We start from the raw sequence: 14,722 nt of genomic DNA, 5'->3' as shown, positions 1-14,722 counted from the left end.
GCCTGCATACCGAAAATTTCTCGTCATATCAAAAGATTAGGCGTAAACATAGCCGACTTTAGTTGCGGAATAACAAGACGTTCAAGGCGATTCGAAACGCATTGGGGTTTTAGTGCCCAAATAGGCATGGATTTATCAGAGTTTATTTTAGGTTAGGGTGCATGTGCGTCTCTCACACCTTAACTGCGCGTTATAAGCTATCCGTAGTTGTAGGTTTGGAGAGTTAGGTGTACGAAACCCGTAAAGCTGAAAATAGTGACTATGAGTTCCTATTCGAACTTAAGAAATCAGCAGAATTTGAACCAATCAAAGCTGTATTTGGTTGGAACGAAAGTGTTCAAAGAGAAATTCATCACAATGAGTGGGGCGAAGAAAAGCCAACCATCATAGAAGTTGATGGAGTCGCAGTGGGCAGTTACTTGGTGCAGTGCCATTCTGAGCACCTGTACTTTGGTCGCTTTTTCCTATTACCAGAATATCAGGGTAAAGGAATTGGTAGCCAAGTATTAAAAGCAGTTACTGAGCTTGCTGAACAAAAGTCGTTACCGATAAAGCTTTGCTACTTACAAGGAAACCGAGTAGGGCAACTTTACAAAAGGTTTGGCTTTGAGGTTACAGGGCAGGACGAACAGTTCGTGCACATGCTCAAACCACGCTTATAACAAACTGTTTAAGAGTGATTCGCAACGCGTGGCATTTTTACTATGCGTTGTTTTAAGTGATTAAGGTGGCATGCGGCAGCATCGGTATTGCGTTGCTCACACCTTAACAGGGCGTTATGTGCTAGGAGATAAAATGGAAGAGGACGTAGTTCTTTTTAAGAAAAAGTTATCAGATGTATCCCTAAATTTCACAGTATATACAGAACTGTTCGATAGCACCGAAGCTGTTAAGGCGATGAATGATTTTCATCCGTTTATATTTGGCAACTATCAAAAATGTTTAGTTGATGTTCTATATTTGGAATTAACTAAACTATTTGATCCTCAGGGTAAAAGTGGCAGCAAAAACTTATCTTTCGACTTCATGATTTCTAGGGTATCCAAAGAGCATCAAACGGAACTTCGAGCTGACTTACAAGAGTTGGGTAAATTGTTCGAAGAAGCTAACTTAAAGAAATATCGCAATAAGCTTTTGGCGCACAACGATGTGAATGCATTGCGGGGAAGTAAGGTTATTGAGCTTAGGGTCACAACCCTAAAGTTAGAAATGATCCTTAGTAGTTCATGGTCTCTGTTTGGAAAAATCGAGTATTACCTTGGCATAACAGATCGTCCGTATAAGACCTCTTCGTATATACGATTACCGACCGGTTCATCAGTCGAAGAGTTTGTTGGCAAAATTATAAAGCGCACATAACAATCTGTTTAAGAGTGATTCGCAACGCGTGGCATTTTTACTATGCGTTAGTTTTAGTGGTTAAGGTGGTATGCTGAAGCATTGGTATTGCGTTACTCACACCTTAACAGGGCGTTATGTGCTAAGGCAAAAATTAGGTCAGGCGATGAAAAGAATCAATGTAATAGGCACTAGTGGTAGTGGGAAAAGTACTTTCAGTCGCATGCTGGCGAGTGAGCTAAAGTACCCTTATGTAGAAATGGATGCCATATTCTGGAAGCCTAATTGGCAAGAATCTTCAGATGACGAGTTTTTTGCAAAATTGGCCGACAGGTTGAGCGCCGAACACTGGGTTCTTGATGGTAATTATAATCGAACTGCTGAAATCAAATGGTGCAGAGTAGATACCATTGTCTGGGTTGATTACTCCTTCGTAAGAACACTGTTTCAAGCTGTGAAAAGGGCTTTAGTTCGCACAGTGACCAAGCAGGAGTTATGGGGTAAAACAGGTAATGTTGAGTCGTTTAGAAAGTCTTTTCTTAGCAAAGACTCTATCATTCTTTGGACGTTAAAAACGTACAGTAAAAATCGATCTCGTTACACAGAACTGCTAGACGATCCGAAGTATAGTCATATCAAATTTGTAAGAATAACAAGCCCTAAAAAGGCAAAGGCGTTCATAGGCGAGTTACGCACATAACAAAGCATTTAAGAGTGATTCGCAACGCTTGGCGGTTTCGCTTCGCTCAAGTATAGCCAAGCGTCGCTCACACCTTAATGCGGCGTTAGCCAACATAACATAACGGTAAAATATGTTAACGATAGATAGAGTAGATTATTATTATGGATGCACAACATCGACTTTCATTGAGCATATTCGACGTGGAGAATTAACTTCAACGGAAGTGAATTTTAGCAATTTAAGTTTTGAAGAGCGTCTAAACTATTTAGATAAACTGAGAAATATTCACGCTTGGATTCTTTTTCAAGATGAGGGTTGCATCGAATATATAACTGCAAAGACCGCATTTTCAAACAGTAATGGTCATGTATATTTGTATGACTTTGATATTCAAAAGAGTAAGGAATGGATGTCAATTACAAGCAATTTCAATCGTTCTATCGGTAACATATCTAAAAAAGCGAACCGAAAAAATGCCCCTAAGTGGGTGGCGACAGTTCTTTTAGACTACTTGCTAATAAGTTTTATCTTCTACTTTTTGGTCAAATTGGGCGTGTCAGAAATACTTTTGAGTAATCCTGTTGAAAGTGTTGTCAATTATTTGGTTTTTTAATTTCAGAAATGTCGGCTAACAAAGCGTTTAAGACGGATTCCCAACGCTTGGCATTTTCGGTTTGATTCAGCTTTAGTGTTTACGGCACAATAGTTTAGGTACGGTGGTCGGCGTTGCTCACCACTTAACGCGGCGTTAGCACTGGGTTGGAATCAAAGGTCAAAAGTTTTGATGTTTATTGGTTTCTTTCCCAGATTTACACCTGATCAAATGTGCCTCTCACGTTCGCTCCGGTGGCACTAGATGTATAGTTTTCGCTTGGATTTCACCGTTTACGGTTTCTAACTTTCGGGCTATTTCACTGGCGCGGTTTCTTTTTTGTGGTTGGTTCTCTAGCTTCAACTCGGTTCTTTGGTATGGTTGTTCAAGTTCGGTAACCGAATCCTTTTCTAATTTTAATTCAGTGAAAATGGGGCAGTTTTGCACGTTTTTCTTCTAGCCAACTTGCGCTTAAAGTTAGTTTTCAGTTTGGCAGCTGTCTGTTTGGTTTCAGTGTTTTAAGTCATGAGTTTCGTGCTATATTTCAATATCTTGGCGTGTACCAAAGGCTTTAAGGGCAGCGTGCTAACAAACAGTTCAAGTGGGATTCAGCACGCGTGGCATTTTTGGTATACGGTGGTTTTGGTGTTGAAGTGCAATGCGGGGGCTTGGTCATTGCGTGCTTCACCCCTTAACTGGGCGTTAGTTTGCAAGAGGAAAAACGCAGCTATATAGCAAGATCTAGTGGTAAAAGCTCAAAGTCTAAATTGTCTTATCGGCGTTCAATTTCAGTGTTAATTTTCGTGGTCAAAGTACAAATCATGCATCACTTTAACGGTTGATTTGTTCCTTGGTGTGGCGAATTTTGGGTTAACTGAGTTGAACTTTTTTGCTGAAACTCTGCTCGTTGAGTTTGTTGGTACAAAAGCCGATTTACTCGCTGAAATGACGTTTTCTCTGGTGTGGAAAGTTCACGTAGTTTCAGTGGCTTTGTTGAAAGTTCGCTTTGTGAGATTGGTTTTCCAAAAGTGCTTTTTGGTGTTGTGAGCTCGTTTTCTGCGGCGTTGTTTGTTCCAAGTGGTTTCATTGAGTAGCCGCTTTGAGACTAAGCCTGACTTAAGTGCATCAAAGCACATAAAGCTTATTGTTTTCAAAATTTAAAATAACGTAAAATCAACGCTTTGGGTTTGCAAACTAACAAACTGCTCAAGAGGGATTCGCAACGCGTGGCATTACTATGCGTTGAATTTAGTGATTAAGGTGGTATGCGGCGGCTTCGGTATTGCGTTGCTCACCCCTTAGCAGGGCGTTATGAGCCACCATAAAAAATGCAGAATAGAGTGGAATAAATGGAACGGAAAAAACAGGTTCAGTGGCTAAAGATCCAAAAGGGAGGCTTTCTCAGACACTGTGTTAAGCAATTTTAAAAGTGATTCACAACGATTGGCGTTCCTTTAGTTTGACAACGTGTACCTAATCTCTTTAACCACGTAACGCGATAAACACCCATAAGATTATGCTTTTACTAATATCTAAGTTAACAATCGATAGATTATTAACTTAGATATTAGCTATTTTATGTTTAATGGCTATTATGTTTAATGAAGTGAAAGAAGATTTTTGAGTGGTGATTGGGGTGATTTGTACATGTACATCGTTGGAAAAATTGCACCAATATATCGCGATATATGGCATGTACATGTACAAACAGTCAGAAAAAGTAAGGGAAATTAAACTAACTAGCTGATTTATGGCATATTTAATGACACTAACTAACCATGTACAAGGTGCTCTTAATAGAGATGGTAAATAGCCATTATGTTTAATGGTTATGATGGAGACCTTAAATTTCAAATTCACAGGGGAATAGGAGCGCTCATTGGCAACATTTGGCGTACGAGCACATTCAATTTAACATAACACATATAATGCGCACCAAGGGGTATTTTGTTAACAAAGTCTAACTCTTTGATTAAGCCTTTCATAAGTGTCTGATAACCAAGCCGTAAATTTTAATTTTGTGAGTTTTAAACGTTTAAGTCGTTTGTACTATTACTGGCGATTGTTTCCCGCAATCTACAAAACTCGCCCAACACCCTTACCGCCACATTATGAGGCGTTCGGTTTAGGCGAAAAAACAAGAAAAAAATAATTTTAGTCTGTTCATCAAATTGCGAGCGTTGTCATGTTTCACGAATCATTCTGCACTCTATTCTGGCGCGAATTTAAAACCCTTAAGCAAGGCGCCGAGTTTTTTCACGTTACCAAGCCGACGGTTGTTCGTTGGCTAGATGGCACCGTTCCGGTGAATCCGATGGCGGAAAAACTGCTACTCATCAAATCACTTGGTTATTTGCCTAATGACATCCGTTGGTCTGGTTTTCGAGTTTGTGAGCAACGAGCTGTGTTAATCACACCATCCGGTCGTGAGTTCAGCCCTAAAGAATTGGAAAGTTTTGTGTTCTGGCGTGACGAACATCGTCAGTTTGTGGAAATGTACGGACACTTTGAGTATCCCAAGGTTTATCCTGCGAAAGAAAATTTGCTGCCGTTTCGTGGCGGCCGTCGAATGAAAGCCGCCGAGTGGATACCAAGCAAAAATAAACTATAAGTTTACGCTGTGGCTTTTGTTTGCTCTGTAGCTCCTGTTTCTGATGCTTCTTTATCAGGTTTCTGAAACTCTGTCTCATTTTTGGAAGCTGCTAGATGACTCTCTAAGGTTTTTTCAGTTTCTTGCGCTTTTGTAGCTAGCCTATCCCTTTCTCGGGCATTTAGGTGGTTAAGTAATTGACTTAACATAGGCACATTACCAAGCTTGCCAAGAGCATCAGTTAGCTTCGAGCTTTTATCTATTGCATCTAAGATTGGGTGATCAGAATTGTTGTAGTCTGATATAAGCTTTCCTGGGTTTTCGCTGTTGACATTTAATAGATTAAACAATAGCTTAGTCCTGAGTTCTTCACTAGCCGCGTCTTTACCAATGCTAGATATTTGCGTCGACAATCCTTCAAAAGTTCGACTAGATACCTCTTTGTGAGTGTACTCTTCAATCAAACGTTTACTTAGCTTGTAACTTTTGTTCGAAGAGTAAGCAACCCAAAGTATAGGTGCATATATGGGTAGCATTATAGAAAACAACATAGGTGCATCTTTAATTACAACATCAAAGTTCTCTCCCAAGAAGAAGATTCTACCCGCGATAAAGCCAAATGGGAGTAACGAGCAAGCAACAAGAGCCCCAATCGATTTATCAAATACACGCTCATGTTTTTCAAGTTCTTCTTTTTCAATTTTTATTTTATCTATATAAGCGCCAGAAAGACCGGCAGTTAAAGAAGATGGAAGTAACGAGTTGATTTTTTCAATTATTGCGTTGTATTTTGCTTCGGACTCATTTTTAAAATTGGAAAGACTTTCTGTATAGTTCGTTTCAATTTCGTTTAATGTGGCTTGCTGAGCTTGGGATGCTTTTGCTAACTCTTTGTTAAAGCTACCTAGGTCTTCTTTTAATTTTGTGTAACTAGTATCCAGTTCTTCCTTTAAACCAACAACAACAACTTCTTCACCGTTATCTATATGAACATAACCAAAAATTTCTTCGTATATATCCTTGATGCTTTCCCGTTGAGATAGCGCCCCAGTAAGCAAGTTGCTAATTTTCTTATTTGAGCTTTCTGATTCTGTCAACTGAGCTTGGATTTTATCTATGCTCTCTTGTAGTGAATCTTTTTGACTAGTAAACGTTACAAGTTCATCTTGCATGCGTTCTATTTCAGCTTGTTGCTGCGCAAGTTCTTCGAGTTTTTGCTTTAGTTCTAGAAACGCTTCTTCAGATTCACTCTTTTGAGTGTCAATGGTCTGTTTAGCTTGGTTAGCCTCATCTTGTGTTTTATCTATTACGGATTTGGACTCTTCAATAGAAGTGGCGATAAGCTCCACTTCCTTTGACCTCTTTTGTGCGCGGTTTCTGTATGTACTAACATTCCTGCTGTCATTGACTATCTGCTTGTAGAGCTCAGGAGCACTTTTTTCTAGTTCACTTAAGCTTTCCGATTGCTCAGTAAGTTGTTTAGTTATTGTGCCTATTGCTCTCCACAAATGTTCTTTTTCGTCTTCTATTTTTTTATATATTTTTTTTTCTGAATCAAATAACACCATATGTGTTCCTATGCCCGACTAAAATATAATTGCGAGGTTCATCTTATAAAAACGGCTATTTGGGGCCGACAAACTAGCTAAATTATACGCATATTAATAGAGGTGAATAGCAACAAGATCAAGCCAAGTTCAATTAAACTTGAAGTGGCACAAACAAAAAAGCCGAACCCCATCGCTAAGGGTTCGGCTTTTTTAGGCTTCTGCTTTGGTGGCTTTCGTTTGAAGCCTGTCGAGGTCAATCGACCCGCCCAAAGTATCGGCTCCCTACTCGCTGTGTAAATCGTCATTAATGACGTTTCGAACCAGTTCGCAGGGTTTAAGCCTTAGCTTTCATTGTTACGCGTAGCCGTTAGAACCAAAACACTTTCTCGCACATCTTGCAGCCCTTGGGTAAGCTGCTTATTGATGGCGATTTGGTACTTGAGATTCATGCCGATAAGTACAAACATGACCAGCGATTCAGACGAAAAGCCAAGACCTGATAAGGCGTTAATTAAGGCGTTTTCCATCCAAGCCCCCTACTTTTTTGCTTGGTTTCCACTTGTCCGGCAGTGATTCATAGGCACCAATCACGGCAGGAATCGCCAAGCCAACCGCACCGCCAAAATTGACGCCCGTGTCGGTCATTTCCACGCTGAATAAATGGCCGTAGCCCGTTGCCGCAGCGATAACAGAACCAAGAAGCGTTAAGCCTTTTAATGTTGAACGTTCAAACATAATTTTTTCCTTAATATAGTTAAACGTCATATGACGCTATCAATGACGTTTTCAACGACGTTTTAAACCAGATTGACGCCTTTCAGCACCGTGTGTTTGCTGTAGTGGCGACCCACTTCCATGATGCTCATGGCGTGAAGGACTTCGACCATCAGCGGCTTGTTGTTCACTAAATCAATGCGCTCATCCATACCGACGCCAACGCGACCCGCGACAAAGCGTGCATAATTGGCCGTGTGGTTTTCGTTTGGTGGCGCAAAGCGGTGAATGATTTCGGTCAGCGTGTGCAGTTCGTGGCGCAATTGGTAGTTACGCAGCAAAATCGCTCCGGCACGAAAGCCCCATTCGGGTGCTTTAAAGGTTTCAAAGGCTTTGTCGCGTGACGGCGTCACCTTGCCTTTCCATGCATTAGGTGCAATGCGAATGTTAAGCGGGTTATGAATGCGGATCCCGCGAACGCTTGATGTGGTTGAGGTTGTCATAGTAAAGGCTCCAATCCCTAAGAGTATGATGACAAAGATAAATAGCGGCATAACTACACCGCTTGATAGTTGGCTGAGCTGAAGTAATTCAAGTGCACAGGCGATTCCGAGTAGTACGCCATGATGACGGCGGTTGCATCGGCAACCGCTCCGCGCACACTGACTTGGTCATAACGGGTTTTCACCACTTCGGCGGGCAAGTTTTGCACGGTGTAGTATCCTGGCGTGCCTTTTAAGCTCGCAAAGATAAGGTGCTTTTCCATGCCAAACGGCATCAGGAACTTACTCACGTTGAGATGAACGCCCGCTTCAACATCTGCTTTGCTGAATTCGCCAAACGATTCAGTCAGACGAAAGCGGCGCGTGGCGGTGTCGCTCGGCGTCAGGTCTGGAATGGTGTCGAGTTCATCAGGGTTCAAAAACACGCCCGCACTGACTGGGCTTGAAGTGAATTCACCCAAACTGGTATCAGACTCCACAAAGTAAGCGTACAAACCGCCCGCTTGGAGTTTGATACCGTGCAACCATGCTTGTGAAAACTGGTTAAACCCTGCTTCGGCGGGAATCTGCGCTTGTGCCACATACCCGACGAAATCGCCGTTTGCATCGAGTTCAAGCAAACCAAAGCGCACGGCGGTGTTCTTTTCACCACGGAAAAACAAGCTATACGATTGATTTTCCGGAACCCACGCGGTGCCCTCATCGTTGAGTGCTCGTAGCTCTCGGTCAAAAGGCGCACTGAACACACTGAAATGCAACACGCGACTGTTTGAGCCTGTCGCCAGTAGATAGGACGCTTTGGCCGTGTAGTCGAACTTCTCAATATCACCGCCAAGGCTTGAGTACGCCACGCTGTGATAGTCGCTCACGCCATCAATCGGCACGACTTCCACACCCCAACCTACAGGAGCCGGACGGCCAAAACTGCGCCCAAGGTGCATTTGGTTTGCGGCTTGGTCTTTGTATGTGTAGGCATTGGTGAGCCAACGCAGTTGATGCGGTGAACCCATCGCCAAATCAACACCGGAATGCGATAACTCAGGGTTTACCAATAGGTTTTGCGGTGCGTCGCTTGCGCTCTCTGCACTGGCGGCCTTGGCGTCGTCGATGCAATCGGCCAAGTATTCAATTTTGTTGCGTGGGTCACCGTTTGGTAGGTTTTCTCGTACTTGTCCCATGCGTTAAATCTCCATAGTCGTGACGGTGTCACCCGCCGTGCCCGTTAAGGTCATGTCGGCCGTGCTTTCAATGGTGATGCGCTCGCCCGCTTCCAGTTCAAACGCATCAATAAACACCGAGGCGCTATTAGCTTTTGCGGCCTTAATCGTGATGGCTTTGCGTGTGGCGTTTTGCGCGATGTTGTGCGGGAACACGCTCACAGCTTCAGTCACAAGACCGTTACTGACTTGCTCGTCCACTTTGACCACTTGCGCAGCTTCGAGCGTGACCGCGGGCAATGATTGAACATTCACAGGTTGCGGCGCTTTGAATTCAACAGGCGGTAAAGCAGTGACGCCGAGCTGTTGATTCGCAGCCAATTCAACCGCGGGAAGCTGATTCACTGCCAGTTGTTGATTGGGCGCGATTTCTACCGCGGGTAATTGTTCAACCGTCACACTTGGCATTTGTTCAATCACCACGTTCGGCAGTGCTTGAACCACGACGCTTTGACCCTCAACAGGCGGCGTAAACGTTCCAAAACCAAACTGGATTTCAATCTGGTTGTCGGTACGGCTTGAGATAAGCAAACGCCCAAGGTGTTTACCCTCGCCCACGTTAAACACCGACGACTTGCCAAGCGTGACGCGCTCGCCTGACGATTCACGATAGATTTCGATTTCAGCTTGCGCCGATTTCAGATACAGCCAATTGCCATCTGGCGTCAGCGGGATGGCCTGACCCGCGATTAGTTGCGTGTTCATCGTTTCTTCACCATTACGTAGCCAAGCACCAACACAAGCACGATTGCTAATACCACCATCATCTTGCTTGTTTCGACTTGCCCGCCGTCTTGTTTGAATTTCGCCAAGTCCATCATGGCTTGCAGATTCTTCGAGTTTTGTGCCGCTTGGCTGCCCGCCAATCCCGCCAACATATCGAGGTTTTCACTGTTGGTTGAGGCGTACGTTGCCAAGGAATCGCCCGCGAAATCGGCCACTTCATCAATGGCGGTTTCGGCAATGTCGTGCGTGGTGTCCATCGCTTCAAGCGAAATACGCTCATTGCTGTTGAGCATTTCCCCGCCAAACTCAAAGGCCTGTTCGCCAAGTTCCATGGCGGCATTCACTGCGCCGTGGTCGGTCATGGTGGTGTTGATGGTCGAGTTATTCACACCCGAAATCGCCACACCGAGGTTATCGCCACTAATGGCATTCTGACCGCTGACGTTAGTGGTGTTACTGGTATTACTCGATTTTGATTTAGAACTACCCATCTACTGCACTCCCAAATCCAAACGAATAAAGTCACCGTCTTGCTTGGCGGTGACGCCAATCGAACGCACCAAACGGGCAACGCCATCAAAGGCGGTGTCGGCGGTCATGGATGACATGCCCGCCGCTTTCACCACTTTGCATAACTGGATAATCCCCGAACGCAGACCGCGACCCGTGACGCCCCACAAAAAGTAGTTATCACCATCACGCTCACCCGCAATGATGAGATCATTTTCTGCACTGATAAGGCGATACAAACTCACGCGGCCATCCTTGACCGCTTTGCACAATTCAACATACGCATCAGGGCAAGCGCGAAACGCGGGCTTGAGTTCCCCAAGCGCACGTTTCGATTGCGTCACGACTTCAATTACTTCTTTTTCCATAGCAACACCGCCGCAATCACAATCACTACAAGAATCATCAACGTGGTGGAATTGCCCCCGCCCATATTGATATTGCCTACCGATAGGCTGCCACTTGATTCACCATCGGCACCGCTGACCGCGGGACCACCGTTGGCGCTAATTGGCATCGAGCCGGAATTGCCTAAAAGCCCACCAATCATAATTTGAATCCTTTCTTGTACAGGACATAACACACCAGAAGCAGACCGAGCACCCACCCGATGCGGTCAAAACCGCCCGTGATTTTGATGCCCGCCCATACGCCCACCGCACCTGCAATCAGGTATGGAATAAACGGCATTACTTCTTCCCCTTAGCGACGTAGAACATCGCCAATAACAACAGTACGAACAGCATCCCCATCATCAGGTGTGTGGTGGTCACCCCCGCAAACGCGGAGGTGTACACAGGCTCACCCGTGGGTTGTTGGTAGTCGTTATTGTGCTTTCGCTGTTCATCTGGGTTACTCGACTGGACGCGGTCGGCTTCGTTTTCAATCTTCACGCCAAGCCAGTCCTTGCCTAAGTCGGTAACGTCGGTCATCAGCTCGCCGCCCGTTTCTAGGACGCCGTCCCAAATGGACCCCCACATGCTTTGCTCTTGCGCCATAACGCCCCCTTACTGCGCGGTAGGCACCGCCACTTGTTCGATGGCTTCAATCAGCACCGGAATGCTGCCCGGTGCCGTTTTTTCCACTTCAAACGCCAGTTGTTTCATGGCCGCCGTTGGCAAACGCGCTTCGCTGCCAAAACCGCAACGCGTGAAATCCATCGAGAAGAAGCCCGCATTCTGCTCACGACCCGCCGCAGCTAAGTCGTAGGCGTTATCGGTCTTGTTGACGTTGAGCTCTTCACGCTCATCACGCAGGACGCGAACGCGTTCAATCGTGTTGTCTTTGAGGTGCAAACGCTTGATAGACAGCGCCGCGCTACGCTCGGCAAAGTCAAATGGCGTGCGACCACTTGATGCGGCGTACCACGTTTGGGAATAGATGCGCGGCATGTAAATGCGCTGGCTTTGCGCCGCCGTGGTATGAGCACGAGCACGAATCATTGGTGCCGCGGCACCTGCCTTGGCTTTTAGCTGGATGTACATAAACCAGATTTCGCCTTGCAGCGTCACAAGCTCACCTGTACGAATACCCAGTTTGGTACGCATCGACATATCGGAGAAGTTCAGCACGTAGCGACCCGCTTGCACGTATTCTTTCTTGTGCTCTTGCAAGTCGATAAGGTCTTGACCCGTCACGTTGACGATTTCACGGCCGTTCACTTTTACCGTAATGCGCTCGATGTCTGCCGCGTCGAGAATGTCCGTGACCAGTTCAATGTTTTGGTAGGTTGGACCCGATACCAAGCGCAAGGTGGCTTGGTTGCCCCAGTTCACCCCCTCAACAGGGTCAAGCTCACGTGGACGCGGGTTAAAAGGTTGTTTTAGTGCTTCCATTAGAACCACCCATTTTCGCCGTTAAGAGTTTCACGCACTGGATTGAGCACGCTGATGTTGTTGATAGCGGCAATCACGATTAACGTGATAATCAGTGCCATCAATAGGTTTTTGTGTTGCTGTTTCATGTTGTCCCTTTCGGTTGTACACGGTTAAAAAGTGATTTCATGAAACAGGGATTTGAGAGGAAGCGAAAGCGGGCGCAACCTATAGGTTAAGTGGTTAACCTATAGGTTGGATTTAGCGTTGAAGTGCTCCGGTTAGACAGTTGAATGCGCCTTTTTCGACGTTGCCGATACCATCCCGAACCAACAAATATTCGGCAATCGGTTTACCAATCGCAGCTTTGTTGTTCTTGGCTGACTTCAAGCCCGCCAAAGTATCAACGCACAAGCCTTTTTTATCCGCGAGCCATCGTGCATCGGCCATCGAGTTGACCGCACCAATCCACCATACAGGCGATTGCTCGGTCACGGTCTTAGGTACTTCCTGCCCGCGTTGGAAAATCGAATGCAGCACAAGCCCATATTGACGCCCACCGCGCCACAATTCGCCCGCTTTGCCTTTGAGCTTGCCGGACGTCTCCACGCAGCTTGCAAGCTCTTCGATGATCACATGCAGTTGTTTGGCGTCGCCATTACCGACCGCCCACACCGCGGCACTAAAAAATTCAAGTTCCTCACTACACGCGCCATCTTTAGGAATGTACGCCAGTTTGAACGACTTGCCGCGTTTACGTGCCATCACCAAAGCTTTGACGAACGCCACGCGAGAACTGGTTTCAAGGCATTGTTGGCCGCGAAATTTCGCCCCCGCGTAGTTGCGGTAAGGGTCAAAAAAAACCGCTTGCGCGGCTTTTGGCACTAACCCCAAGTGCTTAACGGCGGAGGTTTTACCCCCGCCCGTGCCCGCCACATAGATGACATGCTCGGCATCGTGTGAGGGGTTGGAGTTGACCGGATTGGGGAATTTAAGCGGCGTCTTTTTCTTTTTGCTCACGCTGTTTTTCCTCCTCGATGGCTAATAGCTCTTTTTGATATGCCATGGTTTTCTTGGCACTGTAGACCAGCGACAACACCGCCAAGCCGAGCACGGCCTCTTGCATGTAATCACCAAACAGCGACGACACGCTATCACTGTGTTTTTCCAACACAGGCAACGCGGCATCAATCACCGCCGCTTTGCCTTTTTCATCAAACTCAAAATCCACACCGGAAATAATCGACGTCGCTTGTTCGGCAATGGTGAACAGCACCGACAATGCGCCCTCGAACATTTCACCCGCGGGTTGGTAGTTGTCGTCGTTGGCCGCTTCGGTTGGTAAGTCGGTTAACTCGCTGACTTCGGTTTGCTCCAGTCCACTGATAACCGCGGAAAAGTCGCCCCAATCATCTAGCTCTGGTTGGTTTTCCATTTCATCCTGCATTGATTGGCTCTCCTTGTTCGGTATCTGGTTCGGTTGGTTTCTTGGTTGGCATCAGTTGACGAATTGCCCAAATCAGCAAGGCGACAAAGGCTATCCCCGCTAAGACTTTTTTAACCGGAAACGGCGGCTTTTTAACGGGCGTTGGAACGGGTTCCGGTTCGGTTGCTTGCTCGGTTTCAACGCTTGGCATTTCTACTTGTTCGATTACTTCAACGCTAGGCGTATCAGTGTTTGCAACGGTTTCGGGTACTGGTTCAACCGTTGTCGATTCAGCCTCAACTGTGACGGCGTCACTCACTTCTAGCTGTTCAACCGATTCAACCATGTTGGTTTCTACAAAAGCGTTAATGCTCTTGCTCATTGGGCTGTTGCCACAGCTCGGACACTTGTAATAAAGCAGTCCTAAATTGCGTCCGTTTTTGGTGGGTTCGCCCTCGGCAATGAGCTTGCCCTCACCGACACGATGCACGGTTGAGGGACTTTGGCAAACGGGGCACGATACGTGCCCGCGAATTGGGTTTGGGTGTTTACTCATCAGCGGCCGCCTCGACTGTTTCCAATTGCTGCATGTTGCCTTTGACACAACCGCGATACTTTTCACGCACCTTGTTATTGAGCTTGGTAAGCTGCTCAATTTGGTCGAACAACGTTGGATTTAAACCAAACGCTTCAAGCGAAAAGTTACCCGTCATGAGCATCTTGCTTGCACGTTTGATAATCGCGTTGGTGTCCATGTTTTTGAACTGGCTCAACTCCTTTTCCACACTGGCGTTGAGTTTGTCGGCCGCATCGAGCGCGGCCATTGCTTGCTGACATTCTTTAAGGGATAGCATTTCCATTGTTTAAGCCTCGGCTAGTTCTTCATCGGTGTTCGGTTTGTTCTGAATCTGTTTGTTGACTTCCTTCATCCAGACCAACATGAGACGCCAAAACACGCCGCCTTTGCTGCGCTTCACTTCGGCTTCCATTTCTTGGGTGATTTTGTCGATGGTGCTCATTGGGTTGTCCTTACCTAGTTGCTGAAATCGTTGTCGCAAGC

Annotated in this window: 23 protein-coding genes; 5 read left to right on the top strand and 18 right to left on the bottom strand. The window is 45.9% G+C overall.

Features of this window, described 5'->3' with window-relative positions:
• Nucleotides 1-227 precede the first annotated feature (227 nt).
• From D8S93_RS21165 to D8S93_RS21120, 5 genes are all read left to right on the top strand, one after another.
• On the top strand, nt 228-662 hold the full coding sequence (locus D8S93_RS21165) for a GNAT family N-acetyltransferase (protein ID WP_319803058.1): 435 nt from the start codon (nt 228-230) through the stop codon (nt 660-662).
• 133 nt (nt 663-795) lie between these two features.
• The gene (locus D8S93_RS21160; protein ID WP_152815322.1) at nt 796-1,359 is read left to right on the top strand and encodes a hypothetical protein; all 564 of its coding nucleotides are present in this window, start codon (nt 796-798) and stop codon (nt 1,357-1,359) included.
• Nucleotides 1,360-1,504: 145 nt separating this feature from the next.
• A complete protein-coding gene (locus D8S93_RS21150; protein ID WP_152815328.1) occupies nt 1,505-2,038 on the top strand; it encodes a shikimate kinase in 534 nt (177 codons plus the stop codon).
• Nucleotides 2,039-2,150: 112 nt separating this feature from the next.
• Nucleotides 2,151-2,633: a hypothetical protein gene (locus D8S93_RS21145; protein ID WP_152815320.1), complete on the top strand. Its 483-nt coding sequence runs from the start codon at nt 2,151-2,153 to the stop codon at nt 2,631-2,633.
• A gap of 2,164 nt (nt 2,634-4,797) precedes the next feature.
• Nucleotides 4,798-5,223: a phage protein gene (locus tag D8S93_RS21120; RefSeq protein WP_140136337.1), complete on the top strand. Its 426-nt coding sequence runs from the start codon at nt 4,798-4,800 to the stop codon at nt 5,221-5,223.
• A 2-nt stretch (nt 5,224-5,225) separates the two neighbouring features.
• Here D8S93_RS21120 and D8S93_RS21115 read toward each other — a convergent pair whose 3' ends face one another.
• The 18 genes from D8S93_RS21115 to D8S93_RS24900 all read right to left on the bottom strand — a co-directional run bounded on the left by D8S93_RS21115 (nt 5,226) and on the right by D8S93_RS24900 (nt 14,681).
• A complete protein-coding gene (locus tag D8S93_RS21115) occupies nt 5,226-6,770 on the bottom strand; it encodes a hypothetical protein (protein ID WP_152815311.1) in 1,545 nt (514 codons plus the stop codon).
• A 323-nt stretch (nt 6,771-7,093) separates the two neighbouring features.
• On the bottom strand, nt 7,094-7,279 hold the full coding sequence (locus D8S93_RS21110; RefSeq protein WP_029823315.1) for a hypothetical protein: 186 nt from the start codon (nt 7,277-7,279) through the stop codon (nt 7,094-7,096).
• The gene (locus D8S93_RS21105) at nt 7,260-7,487 is read right to left on the bottom strand and encodes a hypothetical protein (RefSeq protein WP_005457391.1); all 228 of its coding nucleotides are present in this window, start codon (nt 7,485-7,487) and stop codon (nt 7,260-7,262) included. The genes D8S93_RS21110 and D8S93_RS21105 overlap by 20 nt, the downstream gene beginning before the upstream one ends.
• A gap of 62 nt (nt 7,488-7,549) precedes the next feature.
• Complete coding sequence (locus D8S93_RS21100) at nt 7,550-8,020, bottom strand: structural protein (protein ID WP_152815308.1); 471 nt, start codon at nt 8,018-8,020, stop codon at nt 7,550-7,552.
• A 2-nt stretch (nt 8,021-8,022) separates the two neighbouring features.
• On the bottom strand, nt 8,023-9,147 hold the full coding sequence (locus D8S93_RS21095) for a TasA family protein (protein WP_152815305.1): 1,125 nt from the start codon (nt 9,145-9,147) through the stop codon (nt 8,023-8,025).
• 3 nt (nt 9,148-9,150) lie between these two features.
• Nucleotides 9,151-9,891 carry a hypothetical protein gene (locus D8S93_RS21090; protein ID WP_152815302.1) on the bottom strand — a complete coding sequence of 247 codons (741 nt, stop codon included), beginning with the start codon at nt 9,889-9,891 and terminating at the stop codon, nt 9,151-9,153.
• Nucleotides 9,888-10,403: a hypothetical protein gene (locus tag D8S93_RS24905; protein WP_005457437.1), complete on the bottom strand. Its 516-nt coding sequence runs from the start codon at nt 10,401-10,403 to the stop codon at nt 9,888-9,890. The genes D8S93_RS21090 and D8S93_RS24905 overlap by 4 nt, the downstream gene beginning before the upstream one ends.
• Complete coding sequence (locus D8S93_RS21075; RefSeq protein ID WP_152815296.1) at nt 10,404-10,790, bottom strand: DNAase; 387 nt, start codon at nt 10,788-10,790, stop codon at nt 10,404-10,406.
• Nucleotides 10,775-10,972, bottom strand: coding sequence for a hypothetical protein (locus tag D8S93_RS21070; protein ID WP_005457419.1), 198 nt, complete (start codon nt 10,970-10,972; stop codon nt 10,775-10,777). Before D8S93_RS21070 ends, D8S93_RS21075 begins: the two co-directional genes overlap by 16 nt.
• On the bottom strand, nt 10,969-11,112 hold the full coding sequence (locus D8S93_RS21065; RefSeq protein WP_005457439.1) for a hypothetical protein: 144 nt from the start codon (nt 11,110-11,112) through the stop codon (nt 10,969-10,971). The genes D8S93_RS21070 and D8S93_RS21065 overlap by 4 nt, the downstream gene beginning before the upstream one ends.
• Nucleotides 11,112-11,420: a hypothetical protein gene (locus tag D8S93_RS21060; RefSeq protein WP_005457431.1), complete on the bottom strand. Its 309-nt coding sequence runs from the start codon at nt 11,418-11,420 to the stop codon at nt 11,112-11,114. The genes D8S93_RS21065 and D8S93_RS21060 overlap by 1 nt, the downstream gene beginning before the upstream one ends.
• 9 nt (nt 11,421-11,429) lie before the next feature.
• Nucleotides 11,430-12,257 carry a major capsid protein P2 gene (locus D8S93_RS21055; RefSeq protein WP_152815293.1) on the bottom strand — a complete coding sequence of 276 codons (828 nt, stop codon included), beginning with the start codon at nt 12,255-12,257 and terminating at the stop codon, nt 11,430-11,432.
• The gene (locus D8S93_RS25310) at nt 12,257-12,385 is read right to left on the bottom strand and encodes a hypothetical protein (protein WP_005457441.1); all 129 of its coding nucleotides are present in this window, start codon (nt 12,383-12,385) and stop codon (nt 12,257-12,259) included. The genes D8S93_RS21055 and D8S93_RS25310 overlap by 1 nt, the downstream gene beginning before the upstream one ends.
• A gap of 112 nt (nt 12,386-12,497) precedes the next feature.
• Nucleotides 12,498-13,256 (bottom strand): hypothetical protein, encoded by a 759-nt coding sequence (locus D8S93_RS21045; protein WP_031380913.1) that lies wholly within the window; start codon nt 13,254-13,256, stop codon nt 12,498-12,500.
• Entirely contained in the window at nt 13,228-13,683 is a 456-nt protein-coding gene (locus D8S93_RS21040; RefSeq protein ID WP_025628304.1) for a hypothetical protein, read from the bottom strand. Before D8S93_RS21040 ends, D8S93_RS21045 begins: the two co-directional genes overlap by 29 nt.
• A complete protein-coding gene (locus D8S93_RS21035; protein WP_152815287.1) occupies nt 13,673-14,218 on the bottom strand; it encodes a hypothetical protein in 546 nt (181 codons plus the stop codon). The genes D8S93_RS21040 and D8S93_RS21035 overlap by 11 nt, the downstream gene beginning before the upstream one ends.
• Nucleotides 14,211-14,522, bottom strand: a complete 312-nt coding sequence (locus tag D8S93_RS21030; RefSeq protein WP_005457413.1) for a hypothetical protein — start codon at nt 14,520-14,522, stop codon at nt 14,211-14,213. The genes D8S93_RS21035 and D8S93_RS21030 overlap by 8 nt, the downstream gene beginning before the upstream one ends.
• Before the next feature lie 3 nt (nt 14,523-14,525).
• Nucleotides 14,526-14,681 carry a hypothetical protein gene (locus tag D8S93_RS24900; RefSeq protein ID WP_005457434.1) on the bottom strand — a complete coding sequence of 52 codons (156 nt, stop codon included), beginning with the start codon at nt 14,679-14,681 and terminating at the stop codon, nt 14,526-14,528.
• Nucleotides 14,682-14,722: the final 41 nt, after the last annotated feature.

The organism is Vibrio sp. VGrn 2 (genome assembly GCF_009361695.1).
In the GTDB taxonomy this organism is placed as follows: Bacteria; Pseudomonadota; Gammaproteobacteria; order Enterobacterales; family Vibrionaceae; genus Vibrio; species Vibrio diabolicus.
This window is presented reverse-complemented; position numbering and strand designations above follow the sequence as displayed.